General features: G+C 67.2%; 18 protein-coding genes and 1 tRNA gene. 6 read left to right on the plus strand and 13 right to left on the minus strand.

The genetic code is table 11. The features are described 5' to 3' along the window. Window position 1: 1 nt before the first annotated feature. Window positions 2-74: transfer RNA gene (locus tag A9W95_RS16530), tRNA-Ala, on the plus strand. A gap of 21 nt (window positions 75-95) precedes the next feature. Here the strand turns inward: A9W95_RS16530 and A9W95_RS16535 are convergent. Genes A9W95_RS16535 through A9W95_RS16550 form a run of 4 tightly spaced genes read right to left on the minus strand, consistent with a single transcriptional unit; the run spans window position 96 to window position 3,418 of the window. Next, complete coding sequence (locus tag A9W95_RS16535) at window positions 96-836, minus strand: 3-oxoacyl-ACP reductase family protein (protein ID WP_067414847.1); 741 nt, start codon at window positions 834-836, stop codon at window positions 96-98. Continuing rightward, entirely contained in the window at window positions 833-1,702 is an 870-nt protein-coding gene (locus A9W95_RS16540; RefSeq protein WP_067414850.1) for an NmrA family NAD(P)-binding protein, read from the minus strand. The genes A9W95_RS16535 and A9W95_RS16540 overlap by 4 nt, the downstream gene beginning before the upstream one ends. Next, the gene (locus A9W95_RS16545) at window positions 1,689-2,324 is read right to left on the minus strand and encodes an FMN reductase (protein ID WP_067414853.1); all 636 of its coding nucleotides are present in this window, start codon (window positions 2,322-2,324) and stop codon (window positions 1,689-1,691) included. Before A9W95_RS16545 ends, A9W95_RS16540 begins: the two co-directional genes overlap by 14 nt. After that, window positions 2,321-3,418, minus strand: coding sequence for an LLM class flavin-dependent oxidoreductase (locus tag A9W95_RS16550; protein ID WP_067414856.1), 1,098 nt, complete (start codon window positions 3,416-3,418; stop codon window positions 2,321-2,323). The genes A9W95_RS16545 and A9W95_RS16550 overlap by 4 nt, the downstream gene beginning before the upstream one ends. Before the next feature lie 166 nt (window positions 3,419-3,584). On the opposite strand from A9W95_RS16550, the gene A9W95_RS16555 reads away from it, so the two are divergent. Beyond that, window positions 3,585-4,526 (plus strand): DUF5996 family protein, encoded by a 942-nt coding sequence (locus A9W95_RS16555; protein ID WP_067414858.1) that lies wholly within the window; start codon window positions 3,585-3,587, stop codon window positions 4,524-4,526. Then, a complete protein-coding gene (locus A9W95_RS16560) occupies window positions 4,523-6,013 on the plus strand; it encodes an MFS transporter (protein ID WP_067414860.1) in 1,491 nt (496 codons plus the stop codon). The genes A9W95_RS16555 and A9W95_RS16560 overlap by 4 nt, the downstream gene beginning before the upstream one ends. A gap of 2 nt (window positions 6,014-6,015) precedes the next feature. On the opposite strand, the gene cwsA is transcribed toward A9W95_RS16560, so the two are convergent. Continuing rightward, window positions 6,016-6,441 (minus strand): cell wall synthesis protein CwsA, encoded by a 426-nt coding sequence (cwsA, locus tag A9W95_RS16565; protein WP_067414863.1) that lies wholly within the window; start codon window positions 6,439-6,441, stop codon window positions 6,016-6,018. A 135-nt stretch (window positions 6,442-6,576) separates the two neighbouring features. Here cwsA and A9W95_RS16570 point away from each other — a divergent pair, with 135 nt between their 5' ends. After that, entirely contained in the window at window positions 6,577-7,125 is a 549-nt protein-coding gene (locus tag A9W95_RS16570; protein ID WP_067414866.1) for a peptidylprolyl isomerase, read from the plus strand. Between the two features lie 15 nt (window positions 7,126-7,140). Here the strand turns inward: A9W95_RS16570 and A9W95_RS16575 are convergent, their stop codons facing one another. Together A9W95_RS16575 and crgA are read right to left on the minus strand one after the other, a co-directional pair. After that, window positions 7,141-7,554, minus strand: coding sequence for a PH domain-containing protein (locus A9W95_RS16575; RefSeq protein WP_067414869.1), 414 nt, complete (start codon window positions 7,552-7,554; stop codon window positions 7,141-7,143). 155 nt (window positions 7,555-7,709) lie between these two features. Continuing rightward, the gene (gene crgA, locus A9W95_RS16580; RefSeq protein WP_067414872.1) at window positions 7,710-7,991 is read right to left on the minus strand and encodes a cell division protein CrgA; all 282 of its coding nucleotides are present in this window, start codon (window positions 7,989-7,991) and stop codon (window positions 7,710-7,712) included. A gap of 121 nt (window positions 7,992-8,112) precedes the next feature. Between crgA and A9W95_RS16585 the strand changes: the two genes are divergently transcribed. Continuing rightward, entirely contained in the window at window positions 8,113-8,856 is a 744-nt protein-coding gene (locus tag A9W95_RS16585; RefSeq protein WP_067414875.1) for a DUF881 domain-containing protein, read from the plus strand. A gap of 39 nt (window positions 8,857-8,895) precedes the next feature. Then, the gene (locus A9W95_RS16590) at window positions 8,896-9,573 is read left to right on the plus strand and encodes an aminodeoxychorismate/anthranilate synthase component II (RefSeq protein ID WP_067414877.1); all 678 of its coding nucleotides are present in this window, start codon (window positions 8,896-8,898) and stop codon (window positions 9,571-9,573) included. On the opposite strand, the gene pknB is transcribed toward A9W95_RS16590, so the two are convergent. From pknB to A9W95_RS16620, 6 genes are all read right to left on the minus strand, one after another. Then, on the minus strand, window positions 9,551-11,440 hold the full coding sequence (pknB, locus tag A9W95_RS16595) for a Stk1 family PASTA domain-containing Ser/Thr kinase (RefSeq protein ID WP_067414880.1): 1,890 nt from the start codon (window positions 11,438-11,440) through the stop codon (window positions 9,551-9,553). The two genes, A9W95_RS16590 and pknB, sit on opposite strands and share 23 nt — an antisense overlap. Beyond that, window positions 11,437-12,765, minus strand: a complete 1,329-nt coding sequence (locus A9W95_RS16600) for a serine/threonine-protein kinase (protein ID WP_067414882.1) — start codon at window positions 12,763-12,765, stop codon at window positions 11,437-11,439. Before A9W95_RS16600 ends, pknB begins: the two co-directional genes overlap by 4 nt. An 88-nt stretch (window positions 12,766-12,853) precedes the next feature. Next, window positions 12,854-14,332: a D,D-transpeptidase PbpA gene (gene pbpA / locus A9W95_RS16605; protein ID WP_067414885.1), complete on the minus strand. Its 1,479-nt coding sequence runs from the start codon at window positions 14,330-14,332 to the stop codon at window positions 12,854-12,856. Continuing rightward, complete coding sequence (locus A9W95_RS16610; RefSeq protein WP_067414887.1) at window positions 14,329-15,738, minus strand: FtsW/RodA/SpoVE family cell cycle protein; 1,410 nt, start codon at window positions 15,736-15,738, stop codon at window positions 14,329-14,331. Before A9W95_RS16610 ends, pbpA begins: the two co-directional genes overlap by 4 nt. Then, on the minus strand, window positions 15,735-17,267 hold the full coding sequence (locus A9W95_RS16615) for a PP2C family serine/threonine-protein phosphatase (protein WP_067414890.1): 1,533 nt from the start codon (window positions 17,265-17,267) through the stop codon (window positions 15,735-15,737). The genes A9W95_RS16610 and A9W95_RS16615 overlap by 4 nt, the downstream gene beginning before the upstream one ends. Next, a complete protein-coding gene (locus A9W95_RS16620; RefSeq protein WP_067414893.1) occupies window positions 17,264-17,731 on the minus strand; it encodes an FHA domain-containing protein in 468 nt (155 codons plus the stop codon). The genes A9W95_RS16615 and A9W95_RS16620 overlap by 4 nt, the downstream gene beginning before the upstream one ends. Window positions 17,732-17,785 lie beyond the last annotated feature (54 nt).

The raw sequence follows: 17,785 nt of genomic DNA on the forward strand, positions 1-17,785 counted from the left end.
AGGGGCCTTAGCTCAGTTGGTAGAGCACCGCCTTTGCAAGGCGGGTGTCAGGGGTTCGATTCCCCTAGGCTCCACAATTCTCCAGCCGATCGGTGTCAGGCCGCGAATCCGCCGTCGACGTTCCACGTGATGCCGGTGATGAAGCCCGCCTCTGCGCTCACCAGATAGGCCACGGCGCTGGCGATGTCCTCGGGGCGCCCGTAATGACCGACCGCGGTGAGTTGCCGCATCGCATCGGCGAATTCGCCCACATCCGGATTGGCGTCGGTGGTCGTGGGCCCCGGCTGGACGACATTGACGGTGATTCCGCGCGGTCCCAGCTCGCGGGCCAATCCGCGGGTCAAGCCGGCGAGCGCGGCTTTCGTCATGGCATAGACAGCGCTGCCCGGACGCGGAACGCGGTCGGCGAAGATGCTGCCGATGGTGACTATCCGGCCATCGGCGCCCAGATGGGGAATTGCGCGCTGGATGGCCACGAACACGCCTCGGACATTGACCGCCAACATCCGGTCGAATTCCGGTAGCGAAAACGATTCGGCGGCACCAGACGTGCTGAGGCCGGCGTTGTTGACCAGAATGTCCAAGCCGCCGAAGGCGGCGACCGCCGCATCGACCGCGTCGGTCACCTGCTGCGCCTCGGCGCTGTCGGCGCGGATGGCCACCGCCGTTCCGCCGTGGGCAGCCACGTGCGCGCTCAGCTTGTCTGCCGAACCGGCCGAGGCGGCATAGGTGAACCCCACCTGGGCTCCGTCGGCGGCCAACCGGCGCACGATCGCCGCGCCGATCCCTCGCGACCCGCCGGTTACCAGGGCACGCCGGCCCGTGAGTGCGTTCATCCGCGATGCGCCTCCTGCGATCCGAAGGTCTGTTGCGCCCAGGCGGCGAAGGGCTGCCAAGAAATGTCGGGGTTGGCGGCGTGTAACGCTGCAACATCGACTTGATAGCCCGGGCCGTTGAGAAAGCTCCACATCGCATGCATGTCGGGACTGCCGATCGACTCGAGTGGGGTTTGTTGCAGTCGGACCGGTCTGCCCAGCACCGTGCTGAGCGCGGCGGTCATCTGCGCCGGGGTGGGGGCGTCGCTGGCCAATTCGATGCGTTGCCCACGGTATGGCGCCGGGTCGCTGAGCACCTTGGCGACGAAGGAACCGAGGTCTCGGCGAGCCAGTTGCTGCAACGGACGGTCGGGCGGCAGGGGCAGGTCGAGAATTCCGGCGTAGATGCGGTCGATGCCGCCGAGCGCGTTGTCGTAGAAGTAGGTGGGCGCCGCGATCGTATACGGCCCACCGCTCATGGCCAGCTCCGCCTCGATGATGGCCTTGCTCTCGAAATGGGGCACACCGCTGTGCTGATCTGCCCCGGCGACCGAACTGAACACCAGGTGTGGCACCTGCGCATCGGCCGCCGCCGCCACGATGGCACGGCCTTGAGCCACCTCTTCGTCGACCCCTGTCTCGAAGGGAGTGGTCACCGCGAAGACCCCTGCGACACCGCGCATTGCCGCTGCAAGCGCGGCGCGGTCGTCGAGAGTGCCGGCGACAGGCTCGACGCCGCGCTCCGCCAGGCGCCGAACCCTGGGCGCGTCGGGCCGGCGCACCAGCGCCCGCACTCGAGCTCTGCGGGCCAGTAGTTCGGCGGCCACGGCCCCACCCTGGCCACCGGTGGCGCCCAGGACGAGGAAGGGCAATTCAGTCTTCGACACCCTCGCCTCCGTTTGACGGCTGCCAACCGGCGAGGAGGCGCTCCATGTCGGTCACCTGCTCGGCGAACGCGTCCCGACGGGCGCGGGGACCGCACGCTTGCAGCAGGCGGGCAAAGTCGCTCGCCGCTTTGTCGATCCGCTCGGAGAGACCGGAGGAGGCACCGAAGTCCTCAGTGGCGGCGTACACGCCGGTGGGTGAAACGACCGCATGCAGGTAGGAGAACATCGGCCGCAGCGCGTGTTCCAGCACCAGCGAATGCCGCTCGGTGCCCCCGGTGGCCGCGATCAGCACCGGCATGTCCGAGAGCGTCTCCTCCGGCAGCACGTCGAAAAACGACTTGAACAGCCCGCTGTAGGAGGCGTTGAAGGCCGGGCTTACGGCGATCACCCCGTCGGCGCCGGCGACCGTCTCGAAGGCTGACTCGAGTTCGGGTGAGGCGAACCCCGCCAGCATTGCATCGATGATCGGGCGGCCCAGCGGTCGCAGTTCGATGGTCGACGCGGTCATCGTGACGTTGCGGTCGGCCAACGCTGCGGCAACCGAGGCGGTGATCCGGTCGGCGAGTAGCCGGGTCGACGAAGGTTCGCGCAGCCCGCCACTGATCACCGCCAACTTCGTCATGGCCGTTGCTCCACGGCCGTACCGGCGGCCGCCGCCACCAGCGACGGGTGCGTGGGAGCGTCCGGCACGTGCTCTGGCCGACCGACGGCGAATTCCTTGCGCAGCACCGGAATCACGTGTTCCCCGAGCAGGTCGAGCTGCTCGAGCACCACCTTCAGCGGCAGGCCGGCGTGGTCGATGAGGAACAACTGACGCTGATAGTCGCCGGCGTAGTCGCGGAAGCCCAGCGTCCGGTCGATCACCTGCTGGGGCGAACCGACGGTCAGCGGAGTTTGAGCGGTGAACTCCTCCAGGCTCGGGCCATGCCCGTACACCGGAGCGTTGTCGAAATAGGGCCGAAACTCCGCGATGGCGTCCTGGCTGTTGGGCCGCATGAAGACCTGCCCGCCGAGGCCGACGATGGCCTCATCGGCGCTGCCGTGCCCGTAATGCTCAAAGCGCTGCCGATACAGCTGCACCATCCGTTTGGTGTGGAACGGCGGCCAGAAGATGTGGTTGGCGAAGAAGCCGTCGCCGTAATAGGCCGCCAATTCGGCGACCTCGGGAGTTCGGATCGAACCGTGCCAGACGAACGGGGGCACCCCGTCCAACGGTTGCGGTGCCAGGGTGAAACCCTGCAGCGGTGTGCGGTATTTCCCGTCCCAGTCGACGACCTCTTCACGCCACAGTCGGCGCAGCAGCCCGTAATGCTCCACGGTCAACGGGATCGCCGCGCGGATGTCCTGACCGAACCATGGGTAGACCGGTCCGGTGTTCCCGCGGCCCAGCATCACGTCGACCCGGCCGCCAGCCAGGTGCTGTAGGACGCTGAAGTCCTCGGCGATCTTCACCGGATCGTTGGTGGTGATCAACGTGGTGGAGGTGGAAAGGATGATCCGCTCGGTCTGCGCCGCGATGAAGCCCAGCAGGGTGGTCGGCGAGGACGGCACAAACGGCGGGTTGTGGTGCTCGCCGGTGGCGAACACGTCGAGACCGACCTCTTCGGCCTTCTTGGCGATCTGCACGGTGGCGCGGATGCGCTCGGCTTCGGTGGGTGTGTGTCCCGTCGTCGGGTCCTTGGTGACGTCGCCGACTGTGAAGATGCCGAATTGCATTCCTGCCATCGACTCCATACCTCATGACGCGCTGCGCTCCACGAGGGCCGCTGCACGGCTGGGGGTGCGCGTGAGAAGACCTTACGCCTCGCCGCCAGGACGTGTAAGTACTTGAGGAAACAACCGTTCGTATGCCTGCGACACCGAACCCGGAGGTGGTCAACCAATGGCGCAAGACGGCAACACCTGGCCCAGGCTGCGTGTCGACGACTGGACTCCGACGCGGGAAACGCTGCACATGTGGATGCAGATCGTCGGCAAGTTACGACTCGTTCATTCGCCTCTTATCAACCACTGGTGGCAGGTCACCTTCTACGTGACGCCCCGGGGACTGACGACGTCAACGATCCCGTACGCGTCCGAAGCGTTCGACATCGAATTCGACTTCGTCGAGCACCAATTGCTGATTCGGAGCAGCACTGGTGCAGTGCGCGCCGTGGCGTTGCGACCACAATCCGTCGCCGAGTTCTACGCGCAGACTATGCGGACACTGGACGAACTGGGGTTTCCGACGCGCATCCAGCCGCACCCCAACGAAGTTGATCCTGCCGTGCCGTTCGACCAGGACGACCAGCACGCCTCGTACGACGGTGCTGCCGCGAACCTGTTCTGGCGCCAGTTGCTTCAAGCCAACCGTGTAATGGGCCAGTTCCGGTCCCGGTTCGTCGGGAAGGTGAGCCCGGTGCATTTCTTCTGGGGTGCAATGGATCTCGCGTGCACGCGGTTCTCTGGCCGCAGAGCACCGCGTCATCCCGGCGGAGCACCGAATTGCGGGGATTGGGTGATGGTCGAGGGCTACTCACACGAATTGAGCAGCTGTGGCTTCTGGCCGGGCGGGGGTGATGAGGGCGCGTTCTACGCCTACGCATACCCGGAACCGGACGGGTTCGCCGACTACCAGGTCAGCCCCGCAGAAGGTCAATACCGCAGCGATATCGGTGAATACGTCCTGCCCTACGCGGTGGTGCGACAGGCCGCTGACCCCGACCGGACGCTGCTGGGCTTCTTGCAGGACACCTATGAAGCCGCGGCCGTCACCGCGAATTGGGACCGCGCCACGCTCGAGGACGACCCGGACCGCTGGAGCGCCTACCAAGTGCGCCCATGACCGCCGGAAGCGAATTTGTTGCGCCGCAACGGGTTCCATTGTCCTCGACCGGCGCCCGGTGGCTGATCGCGGCGGCTGTTCTGGGATCCGGCATCGCGTTCCTGGATGCCACCGTGGTCAACGTCGCGCTTCCGGCCATCGGGCGCGAGTTGGGTGCCGGATTGACCGGACAGCAGTGGGTTCTCGACGGTTACATGCTGTCGCTGAGTGCCCTGCTGCTGTCCGGCGGCGCGGCCGGTGACCGTTATGGCCGGCGCCGCGTCTTCGTCAGTGGCCTGGTCATCTTCACCGCGGCGTCCCTCGCCTGTGGGTATTCGCCGTCGGTGGGGTGGTTGATCGGCGCGCGTTTGGTGCAGGGCGTCGGGGCGGCTGCCTTGGTGCCCGGCAGCCTGGCCTTGATTGACGTCGGCATCCGAGACCAAGACCGCGCCCGTGCGGTGGGCATCTGGGCCGGCATGTCCGGGGTGACTTCTGCGCTGGGGCCGCTACTCGGCGGGTATCTGGTCGACGCCGCGTCGTGGCGGTGGATCTTCTTCTTGAACATCCCGCTGGCCGCCGCCGCGGTATGGATCACGTTCCGCCACGTGCCTGAGTCGCGCGCCACCACCGTGCCCAAGCGCGCCGACCTCCTTGGCGCGGGGGCGGTCATGCTCGGACTCGGCGGCGTGATCTACGCGCTGATCGAAGCCCCTGCTCGGGGCTGGACGCCGATCACCCTAACGGCGGCCGTGGTCGGCGCCGCGGCGCTGGTGGGTTTTGTGCTGATCGAATCGCGCGCCGCCGCACCGCTGCTGCCCCTCCGCTTGTTCCGGTTGCGCCAATTCACCGGCGCCAATCTGACCACGCTGGCCGTCTACGCCGCACTCGGCGGGGCGCTCTTCCTGCTGGCGCTGCAGCTGCAGCAAACCCTGCACTATCCGGCGTTGGCCGCCGGCCTGGCAACGCTGCCCATCACCATCATCATGCTGATCGGCTCGCCGTGGGCCGGCGCACTCACCGAGCGCACGGGTCCTCGGCTGCCCATGGCGGTCGGCCCGCTGATCGCCGCGGCCGGGCTGGCTCTGATGGCCCGCATCATCCCGGGAGCGTCCTACCTCAACGCCGTGCTGCCGGCGATCGTCGTCTTCGGTCTAGGGCTGGCGATCACCGTTGCGCCGCTCACCGCGGCGGTACTGGCCACCGTTTCCGAAGACCTCGCGGGCACCGCGTCGGGCGTCAACAACGCCGTCGCGCGCCTAGCCGGACTACTCGCCGTCGCGGTGCTGCCAGTCGCCGCCGGCATCCATGCCGGCATCGGTCAGCCTCTTGGTCACGGCTTCGTCGTCGCAATGCTCATTGCGGCAGCCGTCTGCGCAAGCGGGGGCATCGTCGCAGCCGTCACCATCCGCAGCGGCGTCGACGTCACCCGGCAGGTGCTCCCGAGCGTCGACCACTCCTGTCAAGACCCCTGCACCCGACATGCCGCAGACGGGCAACAGGCTGCTTGACCTCAGGGCCGCGGCTGCGGGTCCACGCTGGGCGGGCGCGGCGACGGCTCCGGCTGCGACGAACGTCGCACGATGCTGAAAGTGACCGCACCACCGGCCAACACCGCCACGGCCGCGCCCGCGATCAGCCAGGGCCGCTTGCTGCGACCCTGCTTGCGGCGGGCGTCCTGCAGCGCCTGGGGCAGATTGGCGACCACTTCTTGGGCCGCGGCCAATTCCTGGGCGAGCGTGTCTTGAGCGGCCGAAAGTTCGCGGGCCAGCCGCCCCTCCTGGTAGCGCTGGCGCAGCTGAGATGCGGTCGACTGCGCGGAGCGCACACCGAGGCCGACCACACCTCGGGTGACATCCACGGGTCCCACCGCCGAATACGTCAGACCGCGAGTCAGCCGCTCCCTGGGAGTCAGCCGCGTTTCCGCCTTTGCGCTCATCTGCCGCCTTTCTGCCGTGTTGGCCCGAGGGTGGTTCAGTATCCAACACATTGCCACCATCGTTCCCCGACGGGCCCATTGGGCGCACGCAGCAGGGTTCGGGTCGGCACCGGGTGCGGCCGCGGTCTGCGCGTGATGGCAGACTGTGATCCCGTGACTAACAGCCCCATTCAGACCGCCACCGCCACGCTGCACACCAACCGCGGAGACATCAAGGTTGCCCTGTTCGGCAACCACGCGCCCAAGACTGTTGCGAACTTCGTCGGTCTGGCGCAGGGCACCAAGGAGTACTCGACGCAGAACGCATCGGGTGGCCCGTCGGGCCCGTTCTACGACGGCGCGGTCTTTCACCGGGTGATCCGGGGCTTCATGATCCAGGGCGGCGACCCGACCGGCACCGGTCGCGGCGGGCCCGGCTACAAGTTCGCCGACGAGTTCCACCCTGAGTTGCAGTTCGACCGGCCGTACCTGCTTGCGATGGCCAACGCCGGCCCGGGCACCAACGGCTCGCAGTTCTTCATCACCGTGGGCCCGACGCCGCACCTGAACCGGCGGCACACGATCTTCGGTGAGGTCATCGACCCGGAGTCGCAGCGGGTCGTCGAAACGATCTCCTCGACGGCCACCGACGGCAACGACCGGCCCACCGAGCCCGTCGTCATCGAGTCGATCACCATCTCCTGACGCCGCAGGCCTTGTTCAGCCGGCGTAGCCGGCGGCGGTGAGGGCGTCCAGCACCTCGAGCGGGTCGGTGCCGAGGTCCCACCGCGACAGAATCAGCAGGCTGCCGCCGACGGTTTCGATCTCCAGTAGCCGGACCCGGCGCCCATGGCGGCGGAACTCGGTGATCCGAATGATCTTGATGTCGGGCCGTCGTAATAACTGCGTTCGGAACCAGCCTCGCACCGCCAGACCGTCGTCGGTGATTGCCAGCTTCGGCCGTGCACGCCACGAAGCGCCCGCAAACAACAGCAACCCCAGCGCGGCAACCCCCACCATGACGTGCCCCGGTCGGTCTGTGACCAGAGTCACATCAGCGATAGCCATAGCGAGCCCGCCAACGGCGCAACCAGCGATTCCCGTCGCCGGAGGCGCCCACTGAGTTTGCTGCACGGGGTATTTAGACCTTCCCACCACGGCGGATACAGTTATCCACAGACGCTATCAACAGTGGGGATGAATCACACGCGTGTGATTGGGTCACCGGAAGGTTGCTAGCTGGTGAACGAATCCCGCACAAGATGAATTCATTACGGCTGCGTCAATGCTCAGTGCCACCGCATCGTGAGCAACAAGCCGGTGATCATGAAAGCGAACGCGATCGCATAGTTCCACGGGCCCAGCTGAGCCATCCAGTTGAGCGCCGCGGGTGCCTGGCTGCCGACGGCGGCTAGCTGGAAAACCATCAGCCAGACCAGCCCGATCAGCATCAGGCCGATGAACAGGCAGACGAACCACACACTCGACGGCCCGACCTTGACCTTCACCGGCGTGCGGCTGACCGCGCTGACCGTGAAGTCGTTCTTCTTGCGGACCTTGGACTTGGGCATTTGCTACCTCGAGATACCTCAACGGAAGAGCGGGACGGGTGCAACGATTACGGTTGCACCACAGCAGAGCTTGGCTATGAGACTAGCCCACCTGCCACCGTGACCAGGAAATGGAGACGCCATGGCCGCACCGCGCCGTTCGCCGTGGCGCTTCGGTGTGCCCTTGGTGTGCCTGCTGGCCGGGGTCCTGCTTGGCGCGACGCATGGGGTATCCGGCGGCGCGGAGATCCGCCGCAGCGACGCGCCGCGGCTGGTCGACCTGGTCCGCGAGGCGCAGTCGTCGGTGAGTCGGCTGGACACCCGACGGGAAGCGCTGACCAATCGGCTCGACGCCGTTCACGGCCGCTCCACCGATGCAGCGTTGGCGGCGATGCTCAGGCGAACCGCCGAGCTGGCCGCCGAGGCGGACATGAATCCGGTGCACGGCCCGGGGCTGGTGGTGACGCTCAACGACGCGCAGCGCGACGCCAACGGCCGCTTCCCCCGTGACGCCTCCCCCGACGACCTGGTCGTGCATCAGCAGGACATCGACGCCGTCCTCAACGCGCTGTGGAGCGCGGGCGCCGAGGCGATCCAGATGCAGGACCAGCGCATCATCGCGAACTCGGTAGTCCGCTGCGTCGGTAACACGCTGCTGCTTAACGGCCGCACCTATAGCCCGCCCTACACCATCACCGCGATCGGCAATGCCGCCGCCATGCAGGCGGCGCTGGGCGCTGCTCCCCTGGTCACTCTGTACAAGCAGTACGTGATCCGGTTCGGTCTGGGGTATCACGAGGACGTGAAAACCGACGTGCAGGTCGCCGGGCACTCCGAGCCGATCCGGATGCACTTCGCGCAGCCGCTGGGCCCGATCGGCTACTGAGCTCGGCACGGCGGCGCGGCTGGACGGTACCCTGTCACGGTGCGGATCCTGGTCGTCGACAACTACGACAGCTTCGTGTTCAACCTGGTGCAGTATCTGGGCCAGCTGGGCGTCGAGGCCGAGGTATGGCGCAACGACGACCCCCGGCTGTCCGATGAGGCCGCCATCGCCGACCAGTTCGACGGTGTGCTGCTCAGCCCCGGCCCGGGCACACCGGAACGCGCCGGCGCCTCCATCCCGCTGGTCCGGGCGTGCGCCACGGCGCAGACCCCGCTTTTGGGCGTGTGCCTGGGGCACCAGGCGATCGGCGTCGCGTTCGGCGCCACCGTGGACCGAGCTCCGGAACTGTTGCACGGCAAGACCAGCAGCGTGCTGCACAGCAATGCCGGTGTGCTGCAAGGGCTTCCGGACCCTTTCACGGCCACCCGCTACCACTCGCTGACCATCCTGCCGGAGTCGCTGCCGGCCGAATTGAAGGTCACCGCCCAGACGCGGACCGGGGTCATCATGGCCGTGCAGCACACCGCACTTCCCATCCACGGCGTGCAATTCCACCCGGAGTCGATCCTGACCGAAGGCGGGCACCGGATGTTGGCGAACTGGCTGACCTACTGCGGCTGGGTCCGCGACGACACCTTGGTGCGTCGGCTGGAGAACGAAGTGCAGACCGCGATCCGGCCGCACTTCCCGACCGCTACTGACCGAACTTCAGCGTGATGATGCCGTCCCGGTTGACGCCGGTTCCGGCGGGCGGGTTCTGATAGACGACGCGGTTGCGCTGGTTGCTGCCGGCGTCGACGTCGGCGCCCTTGTCCAGCACGCCGGTCCAGCCCAGCGCGCGCAGCCGCGGCTCGGCGTCGGTCCAGAACATCCCGGTCAGATCGGGCATCACAAATTGGTTGCCGCGGGAAACCTGCAACTCGATCACCGAGTCCACGGGGACCGTCTGCCCCTTGGGCGGATTGGTGCCGATCACCTCACCCGCCGGCCGGGTGCTGTCCACTTGCGATTGACTGAACTTGCTGAACCCGTAGACGGTCAGGTTCTTCTGCGCGAGCTCGACATCCTGACCGGCGACATCGGGAATCTGCTTGGTTTCCGGGCCGGAGCCGACGATGACCGTGATGACGTTGGTGATCGCTGAAGTCTGATTGGCCGGTGGGTTGGTTCCGACCACCTTGCCGGCCAGCTCCGGCGTCGACGAGGACGTGGTCTGCTTGAACTTGCTGAACCCGGCCGCCTTCAGCTTGGTGACCGCGTCGGCGTAGGTCAGCGACGACACGTCGGGTACCTCGCGCTGTTCGGGCCCGGTGGACACGTTGATCGTCACCTCGTCGCCGGCACTTACCGAGGAGTTGGCGGTGGGATCGGTGCTGATGACGTGATCCGGCGGGATTGTCGAGTCCGGCTTCTGCAGCGTGCGGGTCTTGAAGCCCCTGTTCTGCAGCGCGGCGATGGCATCGGCGGACGCCTGCCCACGTACTTCGGGAACTTGGACGCTGCGGGTGTCTCCGCCGAAGGTGTTGATCGCGATGGTCACGACGATGGTCAGCACCGCCAACACCGCGACGACGGCGGCCCACCGTCCGATCGAACCGCCACTGTTGCGGTCGCGGTCGCCGTTGTCGTAGGGCTGGCGGGGCAACGGGTCGGTGCGCGGGCCGGCGCCGGCCCCACCCGATCCGGACGAGGCCAGAAACGAGCGCCGTTCGGCGCCGGTGAGCACCTTGGGTGCCTCGGGCGCCTCGCCGTTGTGCACGCGGACCAGGTCCGCGCGCATCTCGGCGGCGGTTTGGTAGCGGTTCTCCGGATTCTTGGCCAGCGCCTTGAGCACCACGGCGTCCAAATCGGCGGAGATGCCTTCATGCCGCTCCGAGGGCGGAATCGGGTCTTCCCGCACATGCTGGTACGCCACCGATACCGGGGAATCGCCGGTGAACGGCGGCTCGCCGGTGAGCATTTCGTACAACACGCAGCCCAATGAGTAGACGTCGGAGCGGGCATCGACGGAGTCACCGCGAGCCTGTTCAGGCGACAGGTACTGCGCCGTGCCGATCACCGCCGCGGTCTGGGTGACGCTGTTGCCGCTGTCGGCGATCGCGCGCGCGATACCGAAGTCCATCACCTTGACCGCGTTGCTGTTGCTGATCATGATGTTCGCCGGCTTCACGTCGCGGTGAATGATGCCGTTCTGGTGGCTGAAGTTCAGCGCCTGGCAGGCGTCGGCGATGACCTCGATGGCGCGCTTGGGCGGCATCGGTCCCTCGGTGTGCACGATGTCGCGCAGGGTGACGCCGTCGACGTACTCCATGACGATGTAGGGCAACGGGCCCGACGGGGTTTCCGCTTCGCCGGTGTCATAGACCGCGACGATCGCCGGGTGATTCAGCGCGGCGGCGTTCTGCGCCTCACGCCGGAAGCGGAGGTAGAAGCTGGGGTCGCGGGCGAGATCGGCGCGCAGCACCTTGACCGCGACGTCGCGGTGCAGCCGGAGGTCGCGGGCCAGATGAACCTCGGACATCCCGCCGAAACCCAGGATGTCGCCCAGTTCATATCGATCGGACAGATGCCGAGGGGTGGTCATTGCCGTTTCTCGTATCGGGCCGCGGACGCGCGGGGGTGCGGCGTCGTGGGTACGGCCCAGCTGGTCATGATGGCCCGGACAGATCCGGGCTGGTTGCTTTGCGATCCAGAATTCCCTATCGGTGGGCGTTGCGTCCAATTCGGGCTCACGCCTTGACCGGCGGGGGTCTGGCTCGCCGGGGGGTTTCCGGTGTCGGTGACGGTGGGCGGCGACTGTTGCTGAGTCTCAGCCCGGGAGTTGATGACGATCAGCACCGCGATGATGATGGCCAGTGCCCCCAGCACCCCGGCCGCCCACAGCAGCGCGCGCTGGCCGGAGGAGAAGGTACGGCGCGCCGGCGGTGGCCGATGCCCACCGCTGGCCGGGCGGGACCGGCGCGGTGCCGTGGTGCGGGTGGACGTTGCGGGCGCGATCCGGGCCGGCGTGGCAGACGGGATGGCCGCCGGGGCGGCGCGTCCGGGCGGCGGTGACTGACTGGGTCGCGGCGGGCGGCGGCCCGCGCGCACCGCGGCGACGGCGTCGGCGAACGGTCCGCCGCTGCGGTACCGCTGACTGGGGTTCTTCACCAGCGTGATCTCGATGAGCTCCCGCACATTGGGCGGCAACTCCGGCGGCAGCGGCGGCGGGGGCTCCTTGATGTGCTTCATGGCCACCGTCAGCGCGCCGTCGCCGGTGAACGGGCGCTTGCCCGAAACCACCTCGTAGCCGACCACACCGAGGGAGTACACGTCGCTGGCCGGGCTGGCTTCGTGACCGAGGGCCTGTTCGGGCGCAATGTATTGGGCGGTGCCCATCACCATGCCGGTCTGAGTCACCGGTGCGGCGTCGACGGCCTTGGCGATGCCGAAGTCGGTGATCTTCACCTGGCCGGTGGGGGTGATCATGATGTTTCCCGGTTTGACGTCGCGGTGCACCAAGCCGGCGGCGTGCGCAACCTGTAGGGCGCGACCGGTCTGCTCCAGCATGTCCAGGGCGTGGCGCAGCGACAGCCGTCCGGTGCGTTTGAGCACCGAGTTCAACGGTTCGCCGTTGACCAGCTCCATCACCAGGTAGGCCGTCCGACCCTCGCCGTCGAGCTGGCTTTCGCCGTAGTCGTGGACTTGGGCGATGCCGGGATGGTTGAGCATCGCGGTGGTGCGTGCCTCCGCGCGGAAGCGCTCGATGAATTCCGGGTCCTGGGAGAACTCCTGTTTGAGGACTTTCACCGCCACCCGCCGGCCCAGCCGGCTGTCGACGGCCTCCCACACCTGGCCCATGCCGCCGGTGGCGATGAGGCGCTGCAGGCGATACCGGCCAGACAGCGTCACACCAACGCGCGGGCTCATGCCTTGCCTCCCACTCGCTTCGGTCCTGGTGCGTTGCGCGTCGCGGTCACCACGCCTGCGGTCGCCGCGGGTGCTGGTCTACGGGAGCTCATGGTCCTCCCTGCAGCGCGGCTTCGATGACGGCTCGTCCAATCGGGGCGGCGAGCGCTCCGCCGGTGGCGGACAGGCGATCGCCGCCGTTCTCCACCAGCACGGCGACGGCGACCTTCGGGGCCTGTGCGGGTGCGAAGGCGATGTACCAGGCGTGCGGTGGGGTGTGTCGAGGGTCGGTGCCGTGCTCTGCGGTACCAGTCTTGGACGCGATCTGCACGCCGGGGATGGCCCCTTTCTGCTGTGCGACTTTCTCGGCGCCGATCATTAGTTCTGTTAGCTTAGCGGCGACCTGCGGCGACACCGCGCGGCGCTGCTGATACGGCGTTGTCGTGCTGATATTGGCCAGGTCCGGCCCTTTCAGGCTGTCGATGAGGTAGGGCCGCATGGTGATGCCGCCGTTGGCGATGGTGGCGGCGACTTCGGCGTTCTGCAGCGGTGTCAGCGCAACGTCCTTCTGCCCGATGCTGGTCATGCCCAACGCGGCACTGTCTGCAATGGGCCCCACGGTCGACTCGGCGACCTGCAGTGGGATCGGGTTGGGGGTGCTGTCCAGGCCGAACGCCTGGGCCATGCTGCGCAGCGCGTCGGCTCCGGTGAGGATGCCGAGCTGGACGAAGGCGGTGTTGCAGGATTTGGCGAAGGCTTCGGTCAGCGGCACGGTCTGACCGGGTCCGCAGGCCGTGCCGCCGTAATTCTCCAGGGTGGCCGTGCTGTTGGGCAGCGGGATGGTGGGCGCCGCGGTCAACTGCTCGTTCTCGTTGGCACCGGCGGCCAGTGCCGCCGCGGTGGTGATCACCTTGAAGGTGGACCCGGGCGGGTAGGTCTCCGAAATCGCGCGGTTGGTCAACGGCGTCTCCGGATCGTCGCGCAGCCGCTGCCATTCCTGGGCCTGCACGTCGGAATTATGAGACGCCAGCAGGTTGGGGTCATACGACGGCGCGGATAACATCGCCAGGATCTTGCCGGTGGACGGCTCGATGGCCACCACGGCGCCCTTGCACGGCGGCCCGCCGCAGCCCTGCTGCATCGCGTCCCACCCGGCCTGCTGGACGCGCGGGTTGATGGTGGTGTCGACATTGCCGCCGCGCGGATCGCGGCCGGTGAAGAAATCGGCCAGCCGACGACCGAACAACCGCTCGTCGGAGCCGTTGAGCAACGGGTCCTCGGCCCGTTCCAGGCCGCTGCTCGAGTAACGCAGCGAGTAGAAGCCGGTAATGGGCGCATATACCGCGGGATTGGGATAGACGCGCAGGAAGCGGAAGCGGCCGTCCGTGGCCACCGAGTAGGCCAACAGCTGCCCGCGCGCGGTGATCTGTCCGCGCTGGCGGGAGTACTCGTCGAGCAACACGCGCTGGTTGCGGGGATCGGCCCGCAATCCGTCGGCGGTGAAGACTTGGGTGTAGGTGGCGTTGAGCAGGAGCAGCACGATCAACGCCATCACGGTCACCGAGATCCGGCGCAGAGAGGCGTTCATACCTTCTGGATCACCTCGGTGCCGGCCGCCGCGATCGGCGACTGATTACGTGGTTTGGTGCGCAAAGGGCGTCGGGCGCTATGGGAGATGCGGGCCAGGATGGCCAGCAGTACATAGTTGGCGAGCAGCGACGAACCGCCGTAGGAGATCCACGGTGTGGTCAGTCCGGTGAGTGGGATCAGCCGGGTCACGCCGCCCACCACGATGAACAGCTGGATGGCCAGGGTGCTGGCCAGTCCGGCGGCCAGCAGCTTGCCGAAGCTGTCGCGGGTGGCGATCGCCGTGCGCATGCCCCGCACGATGACGATGGTGTAGAGCATCAGGATGCTGGCCAGCCCAACCAGGCCCAGCTCCTCCCCGAAGGCGGCGATGATGAAGTCGGTGGAAGCCGCCGGCACGGTATCGGGTTGGCCATTGCCCAGCCCGGTTCCGAAGATGCCGCCGGTGGCGAAGCTGAACAGCGACTGCACCATCTGGTATCCGCTGCCCTCGGGGTCGGCGAACGGGTCCAGCCAGGTCTGCACTCGCACCCGGACGTGGCTGAACAAGAAGTACGCCACAACGCTTCCCGCCGCGAACAGCAGCAGACCGATGACCACCCAGCTGAACCGCTGCGTCGCCAGATACACGACCACCAGAAACGACGCGTACAGCAGAAGCGAAGTGCCGAGGTCTTTTTCGAAGACCATCACGGCGACCGAGATGATCCACGCCGCCAGCACCGGCGCCAGGTCGCGCGGGCGCGGCAGCGTCATCCCCATCAGGTGCTTGCCGACGCTGGTGAACAGGCCGCGTTTGGCCACCAGAACGGCCGAGAAGAAGATCAGCAGCAGAATCTTCGAGAATTCGGCCGGCTGAATTGAGAAGCCTGGCAAGCGAATCCAGATCTTGGCCCCGTTCTGCTCGGACAATGACCTCGGCAGCAGCGCCGGAACCGCCAAGAGGATCAGACCGGTCAGGCCGCAGATGTAGCCGTAGCGGGCCAGCTGGCGGTGGTCGCGTAAAAAGGTCACCACCAACGCGAAAGCGACCACGCCCAGCAGGGTCCACAGCATCTGCTGGTTGGCGCTGGGGTGTCCATGCCGACCGACCTGGCGGTCCACCAGATCCAGGCGGTGAATCATCACCAGCCCAAGGCCGTTGAGCAACGCCACCACCGGCAGCAGCAGTGGGTCGGTATAGGGCGCGAAGCGCCGAATTGCCAAGTGCGCGAAGACGAACAGCGTCAAGAAACCCAACCCGTAACTGGTCAGGTCCCAGTGCAGACCCCGCTCCTGGTTGGCCTCCACGATCAGCAGCGCGGCCACGGTGATCGCCGTCGCAAAGCACAACAACAACAGTTCGGCGTTACGGCGGGTCGGCAGAGGTGGCGTCACCGCCACCGGCGGTTGCAGTTGTGTGGTCATGCCACCGCCCGGCAATCAATGCCCGGCTGCGGTGGGGGTGGCGGGAGTGCGGTCACCGTTTGCGATGTAGACGGTGGCGTCGTCGACGGCGACGCGGGGGTCGCCGGAGAAACGCTGGGACTCGGCGCGGCACTCGGTGTGGTGGTCGATGTCGACGGCGGCGTGACCGGGACCGGCGATTGAGGGGTGGAAGGTTCGGGCGTGCCGCTGCTGTGGGTTGACGGCGCCGACGGCTCGGGGGGTGAGGTCGCCCCCGGCGACGGGCAGAGCGGCAGCAGCGAATTCGCCGCCAGGTCGCGAAGCTGGCGCTGGGCGTCTTCGAAGCTGCCCGACGGGAGCCCGGCTTGGACCTGGGCGCGTTCAGGAGCGCGCAGATCCTGGAGTTTCATCAGTCGGCAGGCGGTGTGCCCGCCGGTTTGCCCCGGTTCGGTCACGATGAGCTGGTTGCGGTTATCCAGGCAGCCGACGCGGTAGGGGTCGTGCAGCGACATTCCCAGTAACGAACCCTGGATGCCGCGCATGATGGACACGACGCCGTGGTCGTCGGCGACGTAGTAGTTGTTGCGGATCACCGCCCGTCCGATGGCCAATCCGGCCAGCACCAGCAACACCAGCAGCGCGACGATCAGCAGCGTCCGGCGTCGGGACCACTTGGACCGGGCAGGCGCTTCCTCTTGTTGGGGCGCAACACGTTTGGCGGCTTCCTTGCGCGGGGCGATCGCCGAGGCGCGGCCCGCGGCGGTGTTGGGCAAGGTGTGTTGGTCTTCGTCTCCGGAGACCGCCCCGGCCAGGATCGGCTGGGTTTGCCCGTATTCATAGTCGACGACGTCGGCCACGACGACGGTCACGTTGTCCGGTCCCCCGCCGCGCAGCGCCAATTCGATGAGGCGGTAGGCACTTTCGGCGACGTCGGGGATCTGCAGGGCTTCGTGAATCGTCTCGTCGCTGACCGGGTCGGACAATCCGTCCGAGCACAGCAGGTAACGGTCGCCGGCACGCACTTCCCGCATGGTCAAGGTGGGTTCGACCTCATGACCGGTCAGCGCGCGCATGATCAGCGAACGTTGCGGGTGGCTGTGTGCCTCTTCTGCGGTGATGCGGCCTTCGTCGACCAGCGTCTGAACGAACGTGTCGTCCTTGGTGATCTGGGTCAGCTCGCCGTCACGCAGCAGGTAACCGCGGGAGTCACCGATGTGGACCAGGCCCAGCCGGTTGCCGGCGAACAGGATGGCGGTGAGCGTGGTGCCCATGCCCTCTAACTCGGGCTCGGCCTCTACCTGCGCGGCGATCGCGGAGTTGCCGGCGCGCACCGCGGCGTCGAGCTTGGCCAGTAGGTCGCCGCCGGGCTCGTCGTCGTCGAGGTGCGCCAGGGCGGCGATGACCAGCTGCGAGGCCACCTCGCCGGCGGCGTGCCCGCCCATGCCGTCGGCCAAGGCCAGCAGCCGGGCACCGGCGTAGACGGAATCTTCATTGTTGGCGCGAACCAGGCCGCGGTCACTCCGGGCGGCATACCGCAGGACCAGAGTCACGGGCGCAGCTCGATTGCCGTCTTGCCGATCCGAACCGGCGTTCCGATTGGAACTCGTACCGCAGTGGTCACCTTCGCCCTGTCAAGGTAAGTGCCGTTGGTCGATCCTAAGTCTTCGACGTACCATTCCGAGCCGCGCTTGGACAGCCGGGCATGTCGCGTCGAGGCGTAGTCGTCAGTCAACACCAGCGTGGAATCGTCAGCACGTCCGATCAGCACCGGTTGCCCACTCAGCGTGATGCGGGCGCCGGTCAGCGCTCCTTCGGTGACCACCAGGTAGCGCGCGGTGTCCCTGCGCTGGCGCGCAGGCAACAGGGTGCCGCGCAACGCCAATCCGCGGCGCACCATCACGGCGCCCGTGGGTGCGTAGATGTCGGTGCGCAGGATTCGCAGGACGGACCAGATGAATAGCCATAACAGCATTAAAAAGCCGGCACGCGTCAGTTGCAGTACCAACCCCTGCATCTGGCGTCCTTTCCGTCCTTGGCGTTGCCCCACCCCGCGCCGGTGATGCCGAGC

The organism is Mycobacterium sp. 1423905.2 (genome assembly GCF_001673155.1).
Taxonomy (GTDB): Bacteria; Actinomycetota; Actinomycetes; order Mycobacteriales; family Mycobacteriaceae; genus Mycobacterium.